The sequence below is a fragment of the Streptomyces cyaneofuscatus genome (assembly GCF_042718795.1).
Classification (GTDB): Bacteria; Actinomycetota; Actinomycetes; order Streptomycetales; family Streptomycetaceae; genus Streptomyces; species Streptomyces cyaneofuscatus_A.
On record NZ_JBHXOX010000002.1, the window covers coordinates 212014 to 230006 of the forward strand.

Genomic DNA, 17993 nt, shown 5'->3' on the forward strand with positions numbered 1-17993 from the left:
TCGCGCGGATGCGCACGACTGGCACTGTTCATAATTCACGGGGGGCTTACATGCCGATTCTGAAGGAACACTACTCTTTCGACAGAACAGACATTCATCAGCTCCGCGACTTCCTGGTCAATCAACGCAGACTGTCCGGCTGGACGCAGGAGGAGCTCTCCGACCGCTCCGGCGTCAGTGTCCGGACCATCCGCAATCTGGAAACCGGCTCCAACACCAACCCACGTCGGACCTCCGTCAGCCTGCTGCTCACCGCGCTCGGCGCCACCGCCACCGCGTTCCCCGAGCCGGCGCCCTGGGACAGCGGGCGCAGGCCGGCGCTCGGGCAGTCCCCGGACCTCCACTCCGACCCGACAGCACTCCCGCCATGGCAGGGCCCCCGGCCCTTGGGCGACGCGTTGGTGGGCCGCCAGGCCGACCTGGAGCACGTCCTCTCCGCCGCGCAGCGCAGCCGGCTGATCGTTCTCACCGGACCCGGCGGAGTGGGCAAGACCCGCATCGCCCTGGCAGCGGCGTCCCGGCTGCGCCCGCTGTTCCAGGGCGGCGTGGCCGTCGCCGAACTGCACGACATCCCGCCCCAGCATCGGGAACCCGCCGCCTCGGCGGCTGAGTTGACGCGTGTAGTGCGGCGCCTGACCAGCAGCAACGAAGCCGGTGTGCGGGGCGGTGCCGGGCTCGGACGGCGGCTCCTGGTCCTGGACAGCGCCGAGCATGTCTCGCAGCAGACGGCGCGGATCGCGCGGCAACTCCTCGACGAGCATCCCGGGCTCCAGATCATCGTGACCTCGCGCCGCGCCCTGGCCGTCGGCGCGGCCGAGACCTGGGAGGTCGAGCCGCTTTCGTGCGACCGGCGGGACGGCTCGGACACCGAACTCCCGAGCGCGGTGGAGCTGTTCCTGCGCCGGGTACGGGCCAGTCTGCCGACGCTCGACCTGGGCAACCGCCTGCCGCTGGTGCAGCAGCTCTGCCGGCTCCTCGACGGCATGCCACTCGCGATAGAAGTGGCCGCGCGAGGACTCAGATCGCTCCCTCTCACCACCCTCCTGCACGACAGGACGCTCTTCCACCTGCTCGCACATGTCGACGCCGGTGACCTGTCGCGGCACCGCACGCTGTCGGACAGCGTGCGGTGGAGCTACGAACTGCTGCCCGCCCCTCATCGCGAGCTGCTCCGTGAGCTGTCCTCGCTGCCCGGCACGTTCTCCCTGGACGCGATCCCGGCCCAGGCGGGCGGGGGTTTCGGAAGCACACGCGTCGCCCACCTCCTGGCCGAACTCGCCGACGTCTCACTGGTCCAGATCAATCGGGGGCAGCAGTACAGATACGGGGTCCACGCACTCGTACGCCATTGGGTCACACAGGAGGAAGCCTCGACGGACCTCGGACGGTCCGCGGAGCAGGCCCGCGACCGGCCTGTACTCGCGGGCAGCGCCTGGCGCCGGGCCATCTGACGCGCCACCGGGGAGGGCGGCCCGCTCATGCCGGCGCCGGCCCGGCAGCTGACCTGACCGTCTGGAGCGAGAAATGGCGCGGGCCTTCGAGGCTCGACAGCATCAGCTCCTCCAGCCACGGCAGGCAGCTCTCCTCCAGCTCGGTCGTGTGGTCGAGCCGCCGCAGTAGTCGCTGAAGCGCCAGCACCAGCCATCCGCTGCCCCCCGGCTCCGCCCGCTCCCGCTCGAAGGAGTAGAGCCAGGTGTAGAGGCAGGAGGCAGCCGCGTGGTGGACGCTGTGCTCGGTGGCCTGATCCTGCCCGTGCGTGGAGGCGGCGTCGGGCGCCTCGGCGGCGATCCGCGTGTAGAAGTCGGTCCGGCGTCGGGAGAGCTCGCTGAGAACCTTGACGAGCGCGGCGCCCTCGGGACCGGCGAGTTCGCGTTCCGCGATCCGGCGGGCCTCGTCGGCCGCCGGGCCCCAGCCCCGGGTGATCTCGTCCTCACTGGCGTTGGTGAGCCGCAGCGCCCTGCCCGACGGATGCCACTGCGGGGCGTCCTCGGACCAGTCGAAGAGCTGCCGCAGCACCCCTTCCCCGCCGACGGCGGGACGGTCGGCCACGCGCGCCACCGCGGGAAGCTGTGCGGCGATGCTGTGGAGATTGACGTGCGTGGTGCCCTCGAAGATGCTCGCTATCGCGTGGTCGCGCTGGAGCTTCTGGAACGCGCCGGAAGCCACGCCTTCCCGCAGATAGCTCCGGGCTCCGAGAACCCTGGCCGCCTCCTGCACCACCTCCTCGCCGAGGGTCGGCACGAGGTATTTGACCACCGAAGACCACAGGCTGAGCCGGGACGGCACGATGGAGAGCGAACGCGCCACCGGCAGCGCCGTGCACTCCGCGATCAGCAGGTCCACATGGGAGTGGACCAGATGCCGGCGGATGACCGGAAGCTGGTAGATCTCCTGTCCGTAGAGCACTCGCTCACGCGCGTGACGCAGAGCGATCCGCAATACCGAGTCCATGGTGCCGATGGACAGTGCTCCGATCGCCGTCCGGGTGATCTGGAGCACCTGAAGGATTCCGACCAGTCCGGCCCCGGGGCGCCCGAGGAGTGCGCCGGCGGGCACCCTGGTGCGGTCGAAGGTGATCCCGCTGAGGTCGTGGCCGCGCAGCCCGACCGTTCTCACGAACGGGTGGTTGGTCCAACTCCCCTCCTCCATCTGCTTCTTGTCAAGGAGCAGCAAGGAGGACCGCGAACCGTCGATCGCCGCGTAGACGGTGACGAAGCGGCCCCGGGTCGCATTGCCGACGGGCCACTTCTCGCCGGTCAGGAGGAAATCGTCACCATCGGGCTCGGCCGTGGTCTCGTTGGTGCCGAGATCGCTGCCGTGGCCGGGTTCGGAAACCGCGAAGCAGGCGAGTTCCCCGTCCAGGAGGGCACCCGCGACCCGTGCGCGCTGCTCGTCGTTCCCCCACAGCCAGACCGAGTTGACCCCGAGAAGGGCGGAGCCGAACATCACCGCGAGTGTCAGATTGCGGCGCGCGAGCGTACGGGTGAGCAGGAAGAGGTCTTCGAGGTTCCGGAGCCGGCCGCCGAACTCCTCGGGCACCAGGTAACCGGAGAATCCCCACGATCTGAGCAGCTCCACCGCCCCTGGCGGAAGACTGTCGTTCTCCTCGTGCGCCACGATCTCGGCGAAGCTGAAGGGGCCGCTCCCCGCAGCCGGGTCACCGAGCGTCCGCTCCAGATCGGCGACCAGCGCGTGGGCCGGGCGCTCGCCCGCGGGGCCGCTCATACCAGGGGGCTGTCGACGCCGTAGCGGCTGAACATGCCGTCCAAGGCTTCCGCGTCGGGCAGCTCCGCCCGGCCCGCGACCACCTCGGCGCTGACCAGCTCGATCACATCACTGACCCGCTCCAGCTTCATGGCGGCCTCAGGGTTCAGCGCCTGGAGGGTGAAGAGATCCTCCAGGTTGTAGCCGAGCTCCGCGAGAACCAAGGAGTGGAAGCCGAGGTCACCGATGAGCCGGTGGTCGAGATCGATCCGGTCCAGCTTGCGAGGCGCGACCACCTGGACCATACCGATCACCACGGGAGCGATGGCCTCGGTGCCGATCGCGGCAGGAGTGTGAGTCATGCCGTCGACGCTAGGACCTGCCGATGTCCGGGCCCAGGCAATGGGCCCGGCAAGCGCGCGGCAACTAGAAGCCTGTCGGGCAACCCGGCCGACCATTCGTCCAGGGCATCATGACGCCTCGTCAGTCGTCAGGCCCCGGGGAGGTGGCCCCGGCCCGGCCGTCGAGGTGTGAACAGCGCTCCAAGAACCGTCCGCTCCACCGAAGTTGCCGCCCGCCTGCCTTGCCGGAACCGGGCTCGGCGATGAGGCTGACCGGCATGAGCACAGTGGACAGCACGCCGGCAGCCGACTGGGTCAGCGCCCGGTTCACCGTAGGGAACCCGCGCCTGAGGCTGATATGCCTTCCGCCCGCGGGCAGTGGCGCGGGCGCCTTCCATGCCTGGCGGCCTTACGTCCCCGAGCACCTGGAGCTGGTGCCGGTGGAGTTGCCGGGCCGCGGATCCCGGATCGACGAGCCCGTACCGGACGATCTCGACGCACTGGTCGAGGCCCTTCTCCACGGCGTTGAGCCCGAACTGAATCTGCCCTACGCCCTGTTCGGTCACAGCTTCGGCGCCGTGGTGGCGTACGAGCTGGTGCTGCGGATCGAGCGGGCGGGGCTGCGGCCGCCCAGCGCCCTGCTGGCCTCGGCGTCCCGCGCGCCGCATCTGCCCCTGACGCGTGAGCCGATCTCGGCCGGCTCCGACGACGAGCTGATCGCCTGGCTGCTGAGTACCGGCGGGCTGCCGCGCGAACTCCTGGCCTTCCCCGACTTCCTGAGCGATCTGCTGACGGCTGTCCGGGGCGACCTGGCCCTCGCCGAGGGCTACGTCATTCCGCACCCGGTCGCCGTGAGCTGCCCGCTCTTCACCTTGGCCGGCGAGGACGACACGGTGGCCCCGGTGGCACAGGTCAGACCGTGGGCCGCGTACACACCGGCGGAGCACCGGACCCGGGTGCTGCCCGGCGGTCACTCGTTCCCGGGCACCCACCCCCGGCAGACGATGTCAGCGGTGCTCGACTCCCTGCCGGCTCTCCGGTGAGGCTCACCGGCTGGGACGAGAGACCGCTCAGGAAGTTCGAGTACACGTAGGTCGGCGGGCCTGTCGGACGAGCCTGTGCGACCAGGTCGCACAGGCTCTCCAGGAGGGCCGTCAGCTCGGCGCGGGCGAGGAACGCACCGAGGCAGAAGTGGGGCCCGTAGGCGAACGTCAGGTGCTTGTTGGGGGTCCTCGCCAGGTCGAACTCGTCGGGCTCGGCGAAGACCCGGCCGTCGCGGTTGGCGGAGGCCAGCCAGGTGGTGACGACGTCGCCCTCCTCGACGAACTGGTCGCCGAGGAAGAGGTCCTGGGTCGCGGTCCGCCCGCTGTGCAGGGCAGGGCTCGTCCAGCGCAGTACCTCCTCGACCGCCGAGTCCGTCGTCACTTCGCCGGACTTGAGGGCCCGCCACTGGCCGGGCCGCTCCATCAGCGCCTGGAGCCCGCCGACCATCGAGAAGCGGGTCGTCTCGTGGCCGCCCATGATGATGCTGTAGCAGTTGAAGACGATCTCCTCGTGCGTGAGGGGCCGCCCGTCGATCTCCTTGGTCACCAGCAGGCTGACAACATCGTCGTACGGTTTGGCGTGCCGGGCGGCGGCAAGCTCCGAGAAGTAGAGCAGCAGTCCGTTGCGCGACGCCCAGGTGGCCTCCTCGTCGGGGAGCCCGTCCTCGGTGGACAGGGCGGAGGAGGTGAGCTCGATGATGTGCTGCCGGTCGGTGGGCGGCACGCCGAGCAGGTCGCAGATGGCGGCGAGCGGGATGTGCGCGGCCACGTCGGCGGCGAAGTCCACCTCGCCCCGCTCCACCGCCTCCTCGACCAGCCGCCGGGTACCCCGCCGCACGCTCTCGACCACCACGTCGAGGGAGCGCGGCGAGAACGGCTTGAGCAGGGCGCTGCGCAGCGCCTTGTGCGGCTGCCCGTCCGTGACGGCGAGCATCCTCCCGGCCGCCGAGTCACCACCGGCGAGCAGGGTGTCCAGCACGTTTCCCCGCTCCGAGGTGAAGTTCGCGCTGTCGCTGAGCACCGAGACGACGTCCGCGTGACCACTGATCACCCAGAACCCTGGACGGCTGCCGCTCTCGGGCTGCCAGTGCACCGGCGCCTCGTCCCGCAGCCGGCGCCACCACGGTCCGAGGTCGTGGTGGGCGTGCAGGAGCGGATCGGCCAGATCGACGGCGTCGAGCGGGCCCTGGTCGAGCGCGGGGCGGGTGTCCATGGGGCGGTTTCCTCGGACTCGGTTACGGGCGGGCGACAGCAAAAGGGCGCGATGCGGACGGCGGCCGGGCGCCGCCGTCCGGGTCAGCGCATCGGCTCGGTGGGGCCGGGGAAGAACGCTGTGGTGGCTCCGGCTGTCTCCGCGCCGTCCACGGTGAACTGCTGACCGGAGATGAAGGACGCCTGCGGCGAGGCCAGGAAATGGAACACGTCCGCGATCTCCTCGGGCAGGGCGTGCCGCCGGGCCGGGATGCGTTCGTTGACCTCGTCGAGCATCGCGTCGGTGTACTCGGCGCGCTGCATGGGTGTCAGTACGGCGCCGGGGGCGACACACGCCGTCCTGATCAGCGGGCTCAGCTCCACGGCGAAGGTCTGGCACAGCGAGGCGACACCTGCCTTGCTGGCGTTGTAGTCCGCGTAGAGGGGGTAGCCGCGCGACCCGTTGACGGACGCCGTCGCCAGGAGCACCCCGCGTCCCTCCCGCAGCATGTGCGGAACGGCGTGCCGCCACAGGGCCAGGACACCCATCAGATTGACATCCAGGGTGCGCCGGGCGTCCGCCTCGGTGAGGTCGAGGACGGAATGCCGGACGCTGATGCCCGCATTGGCGATGACGACGTCGATGCGGCCGCGCTCGGCGTGCACCCGGTCGACGGCTTCACCCACGGCGGTCCAGTCGGCGATGTCGAGCATGACCGTCCGGATCTCGCCTCCCCCCTCGCGAGGGCCGTCCGCCGCGTCCCCGGTGAGTGCCTGGATGTCGAGATTGACCACGTGGTCGCCCGAGCGGGCGAACCGCTCGGCGGTGGCGAGTCCGATACCGCTGGACGCGCCGGACACGATGACTGTGCGCATGATGCCTCTCCTGCTCCTTCCGCCCGACCGGCTCAGACGATGACGCGGTGGTTGCCGAGTACGTATCCGCTGAAGTTGCGGCGCAGGTTGCGGCTGACGGTGAGCTTCTTCAGCCAGCGGTCGGTGCCGTCGTACCGGGCTGTGAACGACCGGCGGCCGTGCACGGCCCGGTAGTTGTCCACGATGAGCAGCGAGCCGGGGCCCACAGCGACGTCCCGCTGTACCCGGTGCAGCTCGGCCATCAGCCGGTCGAGCGCGCCCTCGGCCTCGGTGTCCCCCGGTGCGACATCCATGAACGGCCGGTCGATGCGCAGGTAGGGATTGAACCGGTCGCCCGACAGAACGGCGGTCGGAACGGCGCTGTCGATCATCCCGTACAGCTTCTCCAGCGCGGGATGTGCGGGGTCCAGGGCCTCTAGCTGCCGTATGTGCTCGGTGTCCGGCATGATCCGGAAGCGGGCCTCGGCGAGTACCGCGCGGTCGTGGTCGCTCAGCCGGACGTCACGGACGGAGGCGACGATGGTCGGCACCAGGTCGGGGTTGCGCAGCCCGAAGAGCAGGAGGTAGTCACAGCGGTTGGGGTGGAAGCCGTCCTCGGTGTGGAACTCCAGCAGGCTCTCGCTGCCGTAGCCGCTCTGCCGCAGCTCGTCGCCCCGGATCGGCAGGATGTTCTGGATGATGCGCCCTTCCTGGAGGGTCTCCCAGCCGAACGGGTCGCCCAGCGCCATGCCGCACATCGCGAGCCACAGCTCCTGGGACCGGGCCGCGTCGGAGCGGATGGCGTGGCGCCAGTGGTCGGGTGTGGGTCCGATCAGCGCGTCGTCCACCGGGAAGCCGTGCACCAGGCATGCGGCGGACCTCTCGGTCCTGCGGTAGGAGAGGAGGAATCTGCGCAGACCGGCGGGCAGAAGCTCCTCGGCCGTGTGGGCGTGGTCGTAGAAGTCCGGCAGGCCGGGTGCCCCGTGGGCGTCACGGAGCCGTGCGGCGGCCTCCTCCAACTGAGTGACTTCGGTGGTGTCCAGGTGGTATTCGGCGGGAGTGTCGCCGCGGTCCTTCCCCGGCAGGGCCGCCGCGGCCACGTCCGGGGAAGGTACGTCAACAGTCGGGGTGCTGCTGGTCATGTCGGTTGTCCTCACCTGGTCGTGACCGCTCGGGTCGTCCGTCGTTCGGTCCTGTGCGGTCCGCGCCGGGTGGCCGGGCCGCGTGGTGGTGCGCACCGGACCGGCCTGGCAGGGTCCAGGCCTTTCGTGGTCCGGTGATGGCGCTCGGTGCGGTGGTGCGTGTTCGGTGGTGCGTGTTCGGTGGTGCGTGTTCGGTGGTGCGTCGGCCGCGGGTGTGCGGGGCCGGCTACCGCCAGTCCTCGGCGAACTCGTCGAGTTCGCTCTGGTCCAGGGTGATCAGCGGTTCCTGCGAGTCGGCCTCGTCGGCGTCCGCCGCCGGAACCAGGTCCTTGACCGCGGTGGCGAGCGCCGCCACGGTCTTGTGGGCGAACACGTCGCGCGGGGCGATGTCCAGGCCCGCCGCGTAGGCCATCGTGACGAGCTTGATCGAGACGATCGAGTCGCCCCCCAGGTCGAAGAAGCTGTCGTCGATGCCGACGCCCTCCGTGCCGAGTGCCTTCTCGAACAAGGCGCACAGCAGCTTCTCGCGCTCGGTCCGCGGTGCCCGGCCGCCGCCGGCTCCGGAGAAGTCGGGAGCGGGCAGAGCGGCGCGGTCGAGCTTGCCGCTCGGCGTCACCGGCAGTCGGTCGAGGGCGACGACGGCCGCGGGCACCATGTGCTCCGGCAGCACGGCGGCGACGCGTTCACGGAGCGCGGCCGGGTCGAGCGGGCCGGCCGCCACCGGGGTCGCGTACGCCACCAGGCGTGGTGAGCCGGGGGTGTCCTCCCGTACGACCACGACGGTCTGCCCCACCGAGGGGTCGGCGGCGAGCACCGCCTCGATCTCACCCGGTTCGATACGGAAGCCCCGTATCTTGACCTGCTCGTCGACGCGGCCCAGGTACTCCAGGCCCCCGCCCGCCGTGCGCCGCGCCACGTCGCCCGAACGGTACATCCGCGCGCCCGGCGGTCCGAACGGGTCGGCCACGAAACGCTCCGCGGTGAGCCCGGACCGCCGCAGATAGCCGCGGGCGAGGCCCTGGCCCGCCAGGTAGAGCTCACCCGCCACCCCGACGGGCACCGGCCGCAGGGAGCCGTCCAGCACATGGACCCGGGCGCCGACGACCGGCCCGCCCATCGGCGGAGCGGTCCGCCCGGACAGCGGGCGGCTCATCGTCGCGATGACGGTCGCCTCGGTGGGACCGTACGCGTTGACCATGCGACGCCCGGCCGACCAGCGTGCGACCAGGTCCGGCGGGCACGCCTCGCCGCCCACGACGAGGGTGACCCCGTGGGGCAGGGCGTCCTCGGGCAGTACGGCGAGCGAGGACGGCGGCAGCAGGAGCGCGGTCACACCGTGGCGCGCCACGGTGCGCGCCAGGGCCGGTCCGGGGAGCAGCTCGTCGGGGTCCGCGGTCACCGCACTCGCCCCGGTCAGGAGGGCCGTGGCCAGTTCCCACACGGACGCGTCGAAGCTCGGCGAGGCGAACAGCAGCACCCGCTCCTGCGGACGGAGCGCGAGCCCCTCACGCTGCTGGGCGATCAGAGCGGCGATGCCGAGGTGGGACACCATCACGCCCTTGGGGCGGCCGGTCGACCCGGAGGTGTAGATCAGATAGGCGGCGTTCGCGGGCCGCAGCGGCGCGATCCGGTCGGCGTCGGTGAGAGTCGCCCCGGACAGACCGGCGGTCAGCTCCGCTTCCGGGTCCAGGAGTTCGGTGACGTTCCCGGCAGCCGGCCCGGGCCCGTCCAGGCACAGCACCTTCCCCGCACCGGCCTCGGCCATGACCGCCGCGCCCGCACCGGTGGTGAGGACGAGATCCGGCCGCGCGTCACCGATCAGGTAGCGGAGCCGGTCCGGCGGGTAGCCGAGGTCCAGCGGAAGATAGGCCGCGCCGGCCTTGAGGACCGCCAGCACCGCGAGGACGGACCGTGCCGACTTCGGCATCGCGATCGCCACGACACGCTCCGGGCCGATGCCCCGGTCCACCAGCGCGCGGGCGAGCCGGTTGGCCTGGACGTCGAGGTCCCCGTAGGTGAGGGCCAGCTCGTGGTCGTACACCGCGACGGCGTCGGGTGTGGCCCGTACGTGCTCCTCGAAGAGCTCCGGGAAGGTCGCCGTCCGCTCGTGGGCCGCCCCTTCCGCCGCGGCCAGGAGCTGATCGCGTTCCCGGTCCGTGAGCAGGTCGATCCGGCCCAGAGGTACGGTCCGGTCGCGCACGAAGCAGTCGAGGATCTTGCGCACCCGGGCCAGCAGCGCCCCGGCCGCCGCGGCCGTGAACAGGTCGGCACGATAGCTGAGTTCGAGGCTGAGCCGCTCGTCGGGCATGACGACCAGGCTGAGCGGATAGTGGGAAGCGCCGGGTACGGGCTCCTCGTCGAGGGAGATCCGCAGGCCCGGGACCTGCTCCTGGATGGCCGCCCCGTCGAAGGGGGTGTTCTCGAAGCCGATGACGGTGTCGAAGAGCTCCCCCAGCCCCAGAGCCCGCTGCACGTCGGGAAGCCCGACGTGGTGGTACGGGCGCAGCTCGGCCTGGTGCGACTGGAGGTCGGTCAGGATCTGGTCGAGCGGTCGTACGGGGTCCAGCCGTACCCGTACGGCGACGGTGTTCATGAACAGGCCGACAATATCCTCGACGCCGGCCAGTTCCGGTGGGCGCCCGGCGGTCGTCGCACCGAACACGACGTCGTCGCGCCCCAGTTGGTGACCGAGTGCCACCGCCCAGGCTCCCTGGACGACCGTGTTCAGCGTCAGGCCCGCGCCGCGCGCCGCGGCGGTGAGCACGTCCGTACCCTCCGCGTCCAGGACCTCCGTCACCAGGTGGGGCACGGTAGCGGTGGCCGCGTCGGCGCCAGGGGCGACCAGCGTCGGTTCGTCGATACCGGCCAGGGCCTGGCTCCAGGCCCGCGTCGCCGCCTCATCGTCCTGGCGGGTGAGCCAGCCGAGGAAGCCGGTGAACTGGGCCACCGGCCGGTCCGTGTCGGCTCCGCCGCGGGCATAGAGGGAGAAGACGTCACGGAAGAACAGCGGCAGCGACCATCCGTCGAGCAGGGCGTGGTGGTAGGTGGTCAGCAGGGCGTGGTCGTCGGTCCCGAGCCGGACCAGGGTGACCCGCATCAGCGGTGGGGCGGTGAGGTCGAAGCGGGTGACGCGGTCCTCGTCGACCAGCTCCGCCAGCCGCCGGCGGCGTTCGTCCTCACCGTGCCCGGAGAGGTCGATCTCCCGCCACGGGACGCGCAGGCCCTCGTGCACCACCTGGACGGAACGGCCCGATGCCAGGAGCCGGAACGAGACGCGCAGCGCGGTGTGGCGGGCGAGAGCCGCGTCGAACGCTTTGCGCAGCACGGCGGGCGTCAGTGGTCCCTCCAGCCGTGCGGGTGCCTGGGCGGTGTAGACGTCGATGCCGTCGGCGGCCAGCAGGGCGTGGAAGTGCATGCCCTGCTGGAGCGGGGTGAGAGGCAGTACGCCGGTCAGCTCGTGTCCGCCGGCGGTGATCTCCGCCCGTTCGGCGTCGTTCAGCGACAGCAGCGGCCCGGTGCCGGAACTGTCCGCCGCCGTGGGGGCCTCCGCCTCGATGTCCTCGGCCGCCTCGGCGAGCTTGGCGATGGTCTTGTGGACGAAGACGTCCTTCACGGTGATGGCGAGACCGGCGCGGTGGGCGCGGGCCGCGAGCTGCATCGAGACGATGGAGTCGCCGCCGAGGTCGAAGAAGCTGTCGTCGACACCGATACGCGGCTGCCCCAGCACCTCCGCGAACACCTCGTGCAACACCAGCTCCCGCTCGGTGACCGGAGCCCGGTACACCTCCGCCGCCCGGAACTCCGGCACCGGCAACGCCCCCCGGTCCACCTTCCCGTTCGGCGTCAGAGCGAACGACCCCACCAGCATCACCACCGCCGGAACCATGTACTCCGGCAACCGCCCCGCCACGAACTCACGCAACGCCCCCGCATCCGGCCGCACACCGGAGGCCGCCCGTACGTATCCGACGATCCGCCGTACGCCCTCGGCGTCGGCGGACACCGCCGCGACCGCCTGGCCCACCGAGGGGTGGTCGGCCAGAACGGCCTGGATCTCGCCGAGTTCGATGCGGTGGCCGCGTACCTTGACCTGGAAGTCGGACCGGCCGCGGTATTCCACGACACCGTCGGGCCGGCGGCGCCCCAGGTCGCCGGTGCGGTACATCCGGGCACCCGCCGGGCCGAACACGTCGGCCACGAAGCGCTCCGCCGACAGGCCCGGGCGGCCGAGATACCCGCGGGCGACCCCGTCACCGGCGATGTACAGCTCGCCGACGACCCCGGCCGGCACCGGCCGCAGGAACGCGTCCAGGAGATAGACCCGGGTGTTGTCGGCGGGGACACCGATGGCGGGCGGGTCCACCGCCTCACCGGTTGAGCCGCCGGGGTGCCAGAGCATCGCGTCGACCGTGCACTCGGCGGGACCGTAGAGGTTGTAGACCGAGAGGCCCGGTACGCCGTGGAGTTCGGCCCACAGGTCGTCGCCCACCTCCTCGCCGCCGAGCGCGAGGACTCGCACGCGGTGCCGCTCCCCCGCCGCTTCGAACATGCCCGCGTCGAGCATCTGCCGTGCGACGGAGGGTGTGGTGTCGACCACGTCGATCCGTGCTTGTACCGCGTGGCGGACGAGTGCCAGAGAATCCTTGCGCACGGTGTCACCGACGATGTGCAACTCGTGTCCGGCCACCATCCACAGGAGCTGGCTCCAGGAGGCGTCGAAGCCGAGCGAGTTGGTGAGCGCGGCACGAAGCGGCCGGCCGCCCGCCCTCGCCCGCTCGGGTTCGAAGAAGTTCGCCCGGTGGCTGTGGAACATGTTGGCCAGGTTGCGGTGTTCCACCGCCACACCCTTGGGGCGCCCTGTGGAGCCCGAGGTGTAGATGACGTACGCGAGGTGGGAGGGCAGCAGCGCACCGGTGCGGTCGTCGTCGTCGAGGTCCGTCCCGTCCGCGGGCGGAAGGGTCTCGTCGAGCAGCAGCGCCGGCACCGATGCGGGTACGTCGCCCGCCGTGGCGACGGAAGCCAGGACGAGGGCCGGTCGGGCCTCCGCGCAGATCGCCGCGATCCGCTCGGCGGGGTGGTCGATGTCGATGGGCAGGTACGCCGCACCCGACTTGAGGACGGCCAGGATCGCCACGACGGCGTCCGTGGAGCGCGGCACGGCGACACCGACGATGTCGCCCGGTCCCACGCCGCGGGCTGCGAGCAGCCGGGCCAGGCGGTTGGCGTCGGCGTTGAGCAGACCGAAGGTGAGGCTGGTCGTGCCGTCCGCGACGGCCACCGCGTCGGGCGTCGCGCGGACCTGTGCCTCGAACAGACCGGGCAGCGTCCCGGCCGGCCGCTCGACGGCGTGTCCGCTCGCCTCGCGCAGGATCTCGCGCCGCTCGGCGTCCGTCCGCGCGGGGAGCCGCCCGGCCGGCTCGTCGGGCCGGGCGGCGATGTCCTCCAGCAGACCGGTCAGGCGCCGCAGTACGCCGCTCGCGGTATCGGCGCTGTAGACGTCCTCGCGGTGGTTGAGTTCGAAGCGGAGCCGGCTTCCGGGGTGGACGGCCAGGCTCAGCGGGTAGTGGGTGCCCTCGAACGCCTCGTCGACGGCGTCCCGCAGAAGGCCGACGTCGAGCCCGGGCACCGAGGCGCCCTGGACGGCCCGTTCCACGGGAACGTTCTCGAAGGCGACGGTGGTGTCGAAGAGTTCGGTGGCGCCTACGGCGCGGTGGATCTCGGCAAGGCCGAGGTATTCGTGACCCATCACGGCCGTGTGGTCGTGCTGGATACGGGCCAGCAGGTCCGCCACCGGCTCTGCCGGGTCGATCCGGACCCGGGTGGGCACGGTGTTCATCATCAGGCCCACCATGCGGTCGCTGCCGGGGAGCTCCGGTGGGCGGCCGGCGACGGTGTTCCCGTAGACGACGTCCTGGCGCCCGGTCAGCTCGGTCAACAACAGCGCCCAGGCGCCCTGGACCAGGGTGTTGACGGTGAGCTCGCGGCTCCGCGCCAGGGCGGTGAGTTCCGCCGTGGTCCGCTCGGACAGCTCCGTCACGACGCGCCGCTGTCCCCGGTCCGAGGAGCCGGTGCCTGCCCCGTCCGCGACGAGCGTGGCGCCGTCGACCCCCGAGAGCACGCCCTTCCAGGCCCGCTCGGCCCGGTCCCTGTCCTGCTCGCCGACCCAGCCGAGATAGTCCTGGAAGGGCACCGTCGGCTCCAGCCGATCCGCCGTGCCGCCGTCCCCGTAGATGCGGAACAGATCGCCGAGGATCAGGGGAAGCGACCAGCCGTCCAGCAGGATGTGGTGGTTGGTGATCAGCAGGATGTGCCGGTCGGGTGCGAGCCGTATCAGCGTGAACCGGAGCAGCGGCGGCTTCGCCATGTCGAAGCGCCTCGCGCGCTCCTCGGTGAGCAGCCGGGAGAGGCGTGGCCTCACTTCATCCTGGCCGAAGCCGGAGAGGTCGATCTCCTCCCACGGCGGCTCGACCACCCGCGCGACGGCCTGGACGGCCTCGCCCGAGCGGCGGCGCAGGAATCCTGCCCGCAGGCTCGCGTGCCGGCCGACCAGCGCGCCGCAGGAGGCACGCAGCAGGTCGGTGTCGAGTGCCCCGGTCAGCTCCAGCGGCGTCTGGACGTTGTAGAAGTCGATGTTCCCGCTGCCGGCTTGTCCCTCCTCGTAGAGGGCGTGGAAGAGAATGCCCTGCTGCAACGGCGAGAGCGGCAGGACCGCTTCCAGGGATGTCTGTCTCACAGTGCTGTCCCCCACTGGGCTTCGAGCTCGTCGAGTTCTTCCGCGTCGATCCGCACCAGGCTCCCGGCACGCGGTGTCGCGGCCCGCTCGCCGACGTCCTCGGCCGCCTCGGCGAGCTTGGCGATGGTCTTGTGGACGAAGACGTCCTTGACGGCGATGGCGAGTCCGGCCCGATGGGCCCCGGACGCCACCTGTACGGCGATGATGGAGTCGCCGCCGAGGTCGAAGAAGCTGTCGTCGACACCGATACGCGGCTGCCCCAGCACCTCCGCGAACACCTCGTGCAACACCAGCTCCCGCTCGGTGACCGGAGCCCGGTACACCTCCGCCGCCCGGAACTCCGGCACCGGCAACGCCCCCCGGTCCACCTTCCCGTTCGGCGTCAGAGCGAACGACCCCACCACCATCACCACCGCCGGAACCATGTACTCCGGCAACCGCCCCGCCACGAACTCACGCAACGCCCCCGCATCCGGCCGCACACCGGAGGCCGCCGGGGTCACGTAGGCCACCAGGTGCCTGTGTCCCGGCCGGTCCTCGCGGACGGCCGCCACGGCACGGTCGACTCCGGGTGCCTCGGCGAGAACGCTCTCCACCTCGCCGAGTTCGATGCGGAAGCCCCGGACCTTGACCTGGCTGTCGGCACGGCCCAGGTAGGACAGCTCGCCGCTCTCCGACCGCCGTGCCACGTCTCCCGTCCGGTACATCCGGGTGCCGGGCGCGCCGAAGGGGTCGGCGACGAAACGTTCCGCGGTGGTTCCGGGACGGCCGAGGTAGCCGCGGGCGAGCCCGTCGCCGCTCAGATACACCTCGCCCGCCACTCCGGGCGGCACCGGCCGCAGCGCGTCGTCGAGCAGCCGGACGCGGGTGCCGGGGACGGCACGGCCCATGGGCGGGACGGTCCGCCCGGACAGCGCGCCGGTCTGGGTCGCGATGACCGTCGACTCGGTGGGGCCGTAAGCGTTGACCATGTGCCGGCCGGGCGACCAGCGTGCGACCAGGTCCGGCGGGCACGCCTCGGCGCCGACGACCAGGTTGATGCCGTCCGGAAGCCCCCCGGCCGGCATGGCAGCCAGCGTGGACGGGGCCAGCAGCAGGCAGTCGACGCCGAGTTCGGCGACGAGCTCGGCCAGTGGTGGCCCGGGCGTGAGCCGTTCGGCCGGCGCGACCACCGCGGCGGCGCCGGTGAGGAGCGCCGCACACAGCTCCCATACGGAGGCGTCGAAACTGGGCGAGGAGAACTGGAGTACGCGGGTCCGGGGGGTCAGGCGCAGCAGGTCGCTCTGGTGGAGCGTCAGCGCGGCGAGGCCGGTGTGCGTGACGACGACGCCCTTGGGCCTGCCGGTCGACCCTGAGGTGTAGATGACGTACGCCGGGTGGGTGAGGCGCAGGGACGTGCGGCGGTCCCGGTCGTCGAGATCGCCGCCGTCGGTGTCGCCGTCCGCCGGCGGGTGGTCGACGGGGGCGGCCGCCCCGTCCAGGTACAGGCGCGGCACCTCGGGGGCGAGCGTGGCGTCGTCGGCGGCGCGGGTCGTGAGCAGCAGCAGCGGTGCGGTGTCGTCGAGCATGGCGGTGACCCGGGACCGCGGGTAGTCGAGGTCGACCGGGAGACAGGCCGCGCCCGACTTCAGCACCGCCACCGTGGCGGTCAGGGCGGCACTGCCGCGCGGGAGGGCGACCGCCACCAGCCGCTCGGGGCCGGCACCTCGCCCGACCAGCACCCTTGCCAGCCGGTTGGCACGGACGTTGAGCGCCGCGTAGTCGAGGGATTCGGTCGGGGAGAGCACGGCACAGGCGTGCGGGGTCCGCCTGACCTGCTCCTCGAACAGCTGCGGGAAGGTACGCGGGACGACGGGTTCCGTGTCCTGCTGAGGGCTGTCCGCGGCGAGTGCCCGCGTGCGTTCCGCCGCGGTCAGGACGTCGAGGCGGCCGAGCGGCACGTCTGCGGGAGCGGCGAGGAAGCGGGAGAGGAAGTCGGTGAACCGGTCCTGGTGCGTGCGGAGTTCGGCGAGGCCGTACCGGTCGGGGTTGGCCTCGAACTCGATGCGCATGCCCCGGCCGCCCGGATCGGGGTGGCAGGTGATGTTGAGGTCGGTGACCGGTCCGCCGGACAGGGCCATGACCTCGGCCTCGCGCCCGGTGAACGCGGTCTCCGACCCCGACGGCATGATGTTCACGAGCACCCCGAACAACTGCTCTTCGGTGCCGAGCATGCGCAGGTCACGCCGGAGTTCGTCGTACGGGTAGCGCTGATGGGTGAGCAGTTCCCCCAGCCGCCGCGCGACCTGCCGCACCAGCTTGGCGCGGTCGGCCGCCGGGTCGACGGTGATCCGCAGCGGAAGCGTGTTCGACAGCATCCCGGGCACGTTCTGGGACCTCGCGCCGAGCCGCGCGGTGGTGGGCACCCCGATCGTCAGGTCCTGAACCCCCGTCATCCCGTGCAGATAGGCGGCGACCGCCGCCAGCATCGGCACCGTCCAGGGAGTGCGGGCGGCCCGCCCGGCGGTGTGCAGCGCCCGCAGTCCGTCCGGTGGAAGCACGGTCGTCGTGGCGATCGCCATGCCCGCCGCGGTCGTCGGCGCTCCTGTCGCCAGAGCGGCCGTCTCGGGCCGGTCGGCGAAGACGCCCGCCCAGTACGCCCGGTCGGCGGTGTAGTCCGCCGACGCACGGTAGTCGCTCTCGTCCGCCAGCAGGTCCTGGAGCCGCCCCAGCGGTTCACCGTCGGGTTCCGTCCCGGCGGCCAGCGCCTCGTAGCACGCGGAGATCCGGCGCGAGTGCAGCACCGACCCGAAGGCGTCGGACAGGATGTGGTGGCTGCGCTGGTACCAGACGTGGTGATCGGCTCCGACCCGTATCAGGATGTGCGCCGACAGCGCGTCCTTCTCCAGGTCGAGCGCGGTCGCGCGGTCGCGGTCGATCAGCGTCCGCGCGGCGGCGAGGGGGTCCGGTTCATCGCTGAAGTCGTACTCCTGCCAGGTCGAACAGCCGGGTGCGACCGGCCGCTGGTACGTACCGTCCGGCCGCTCCACCAGTTCGACGTCGAAGCTTCCGCTCTCCCCCTCGGCCCGGCGGATCGCGCGCTGGAGCAGCCCGCCGTCCAGCGGCCCGCGTACCTCCATGGCCACCATGGTGTTGTAGGCCGGGTTGGCGGGGTCGAGCCGTTGGGCGAAGAACACCCCCCGCTGGGCCGCCGTCAGCGGCAGCAGACCGTTCTCGGCGCGTGAAGTCATCGGGTCGTAACCGCTCTCTCGTGCATCCCCGCGAGCCTGGAGGCCCGGATCTCGCGACGATGCTGCATCGCCCGCCCGTGCGGTAACCAGGCAACCGAACCGGCAATCAGCGGCGCTGGTCGAAATGCCGCCCGGTCCGGGCCGAGTTACCGGCCGCTTGCCTGGTTCTCGTACGGGAGGCGGGTGATGCTGCGGCGAGCCGGGCACGGCGCCACGCCTCGCGTGTGCCGGAAGTGCCGTGAACCATGGGAGAG

At 71.7% G+C, this 17993-nt stretch carries 8 protein-coding genes and 1 pseudogene; 2 read left to right on the forward strand and 7 right to left on the reverse strand.

The window, feature by feature from the left end:
* Positions 1-50: 50 nt before the first annotated feature.
* Entirely contained in the window at positions 51-1451 is a 1401-nt protein-coding gene (locus ACFWRT_RS02650) for a helix-turn-helix domain-containing protein (protein ID WP_380949382.1), read from the forward strand.
* A 25-nt stretch (positions 1452-1476) separates the two neighbouring features.
* Here the strand turns inward: ACFWRT_RS02650 and ACFWRT_RS02655 are convergent, their stop codons facing one another.
* Entirely contained in the window at positions 1477-3225 is a 1749-nt protein-coding gene (locus ACFWRT_RS02655) for an acyl-CoA dehydrogenase family protein (protein ID WP_380949381.1), read from the reverse strand.
* Positions 3222-3566: an acyl carrier protein gene (locus ACFWRT_RS02660; RefSeq protein WP_380949380.1), complete on the reverse strand. Its 345-nt coding sequence runs from the start codon at positions 3564-3566 to the stop codon at positions 3222-3224. Before ACFWRT_RS02660 ends, ACFWRT_RS02655 begins: the two co-directional genes overlap by 4 nt.
* Before the next feature lie 257 nt (positions 3567-3823).
* Here ACFWRT_RS02660 and ACFWRT_RS02665 point away from each other — a divergent pair.
* Positions 3824-4501 (forward strand): annotated as a pseudogene (locus tag ACFWRT_RS02665) (thioesterase II family protein); the annotation flags it as partial.
* On the opposite strand, the gene ACFWRT_RS02670 reads toward ACFWRT_RS02665, so the two are convergent.
* From ACFWRT_RS02670 to ACFWRT_RS02690, 5 genes are all read right to left on the reverse strand, one after another.
* Positions 4458-5801 (reverse strand): cytochrome P450, encoded by a 1344-nt coding sequence (locus ACFWRT_RS02670; RefSeq protein WP_380949379.1) that lies wholly within the window; start codon positions 5799-5801, stop codon positions 4458-4460. The pseudogene ACFWRT_RS02665 and the gene ACFWRT_RS02670 sit on opposite strands and share 44 nt — an antisense overlap.
* Positions 5802-5884: 83 nt before the next feature.
* Entirely contained in the window at positions 5885-6655 is a 771-nt protein-coding gene (locus tag ACFWRT_RS02675; protein WP_380949378.1) for an SDR family NAD(P)-dependent oxidoreductase, read from the reverse strand.
* A gap of 32 nt (positions 6656-6687) precedes the next feature.
* Positions 6688-7776 carry a guanitoxin biosynthesis L-enduracididine beta-hydroxylase GntD gene (gene gntD, locus ACFWRT_RS02680; protein ID WP_380949377.1) on the reverse strand — a complete coding sequence of 363 codons (1089 nt, stop codon included), beginning with the start codon at positions 7774-7776 and terminating at the stop codon, positions 6688-6690.
* A 226-nt stretch (positions 7777-8002) separates the two neighbouring features.
* A complete protein-coding gene (locus ACFWRT_RS02685; protein WP_380949376.1) occupies positions 8003-14509 on the reverse strand; it encodes an amino acid adenylation domain-containing protein in 6507 nt (2168 codons plus the stop codon).
* The gene (locus ACFWRT_RS02690) at positions 14506-17739 is read right to left on the reverse strand and encodes an amino acid adenylation domain-containing protein (RefSeq protein WP_380949375.1); all 3234 of its coding nucleotides are present in this window, start codon (positions 17737-17739) and stop codon (positions 14506-14508) included. Before ACFWRT_RS02690 ends, ACFWRT_RS02685 begins: the two co-directional genes overlap by 4 nt.
* Positions 17740-17993: the final 254 nt, after the last annotated feature.

Excerpts from the sequence above, each read along its gene's own strand:
- gntD (WP_380949377.1), bottom strand. The coding sequence starts at position 7,776 with ATGACCAGCAGCACCCCGACTGTTGACGTACCTTCCCCGGACGTGGCC.
- ACFWRT_RS02670 (WP_380949379.1), bottom strand. The coding sequence starts at position 5,801 with ATGGACACCCGCCCCGCGCTCGACCAGGGCCCGCTCGACGCCGTCGAT.
- ACFWRT_RS02655 (WP_380949381.1), bottom strand. The coding sequence starts at position 3,225 with ATGAGCGGCCCCGCGGGCGAGCGCCCGGCCCACGCGCTGGTCGCCGAT.
- ACFWRT_RS02690 (WP_380949375.1), bottom strand. The coding sequence starts at position 17,739 with ATGACTTCACGCGCCGAGAACGGTCTGCTGCCGCTGACGGCGGCCCAG.
- ACFWRT_RS02650 (WP_380949382.1), top strand. The coding sequence starts at position 51 with ATGCCGATTCTGAAGGAACACTACTCTTTCGACAGAACAGACATTCAT.
- ACFWRT_RS02660 (WP_380949380.1), bottom strand. The coding sequence starts at position 3,566 with ATGACTCACACTCCTGCCGCGATCGGCACCGAGGCCATCGCTCCCGTG.
- ACFWRT_RS02675 (WP_380949378.1), bottom strand. The coding sequence starts at position 6,655 with ATGCGCACAGTCATCGTGTCCGGCGCGTCCAGCGGTATCGGACTCGCC.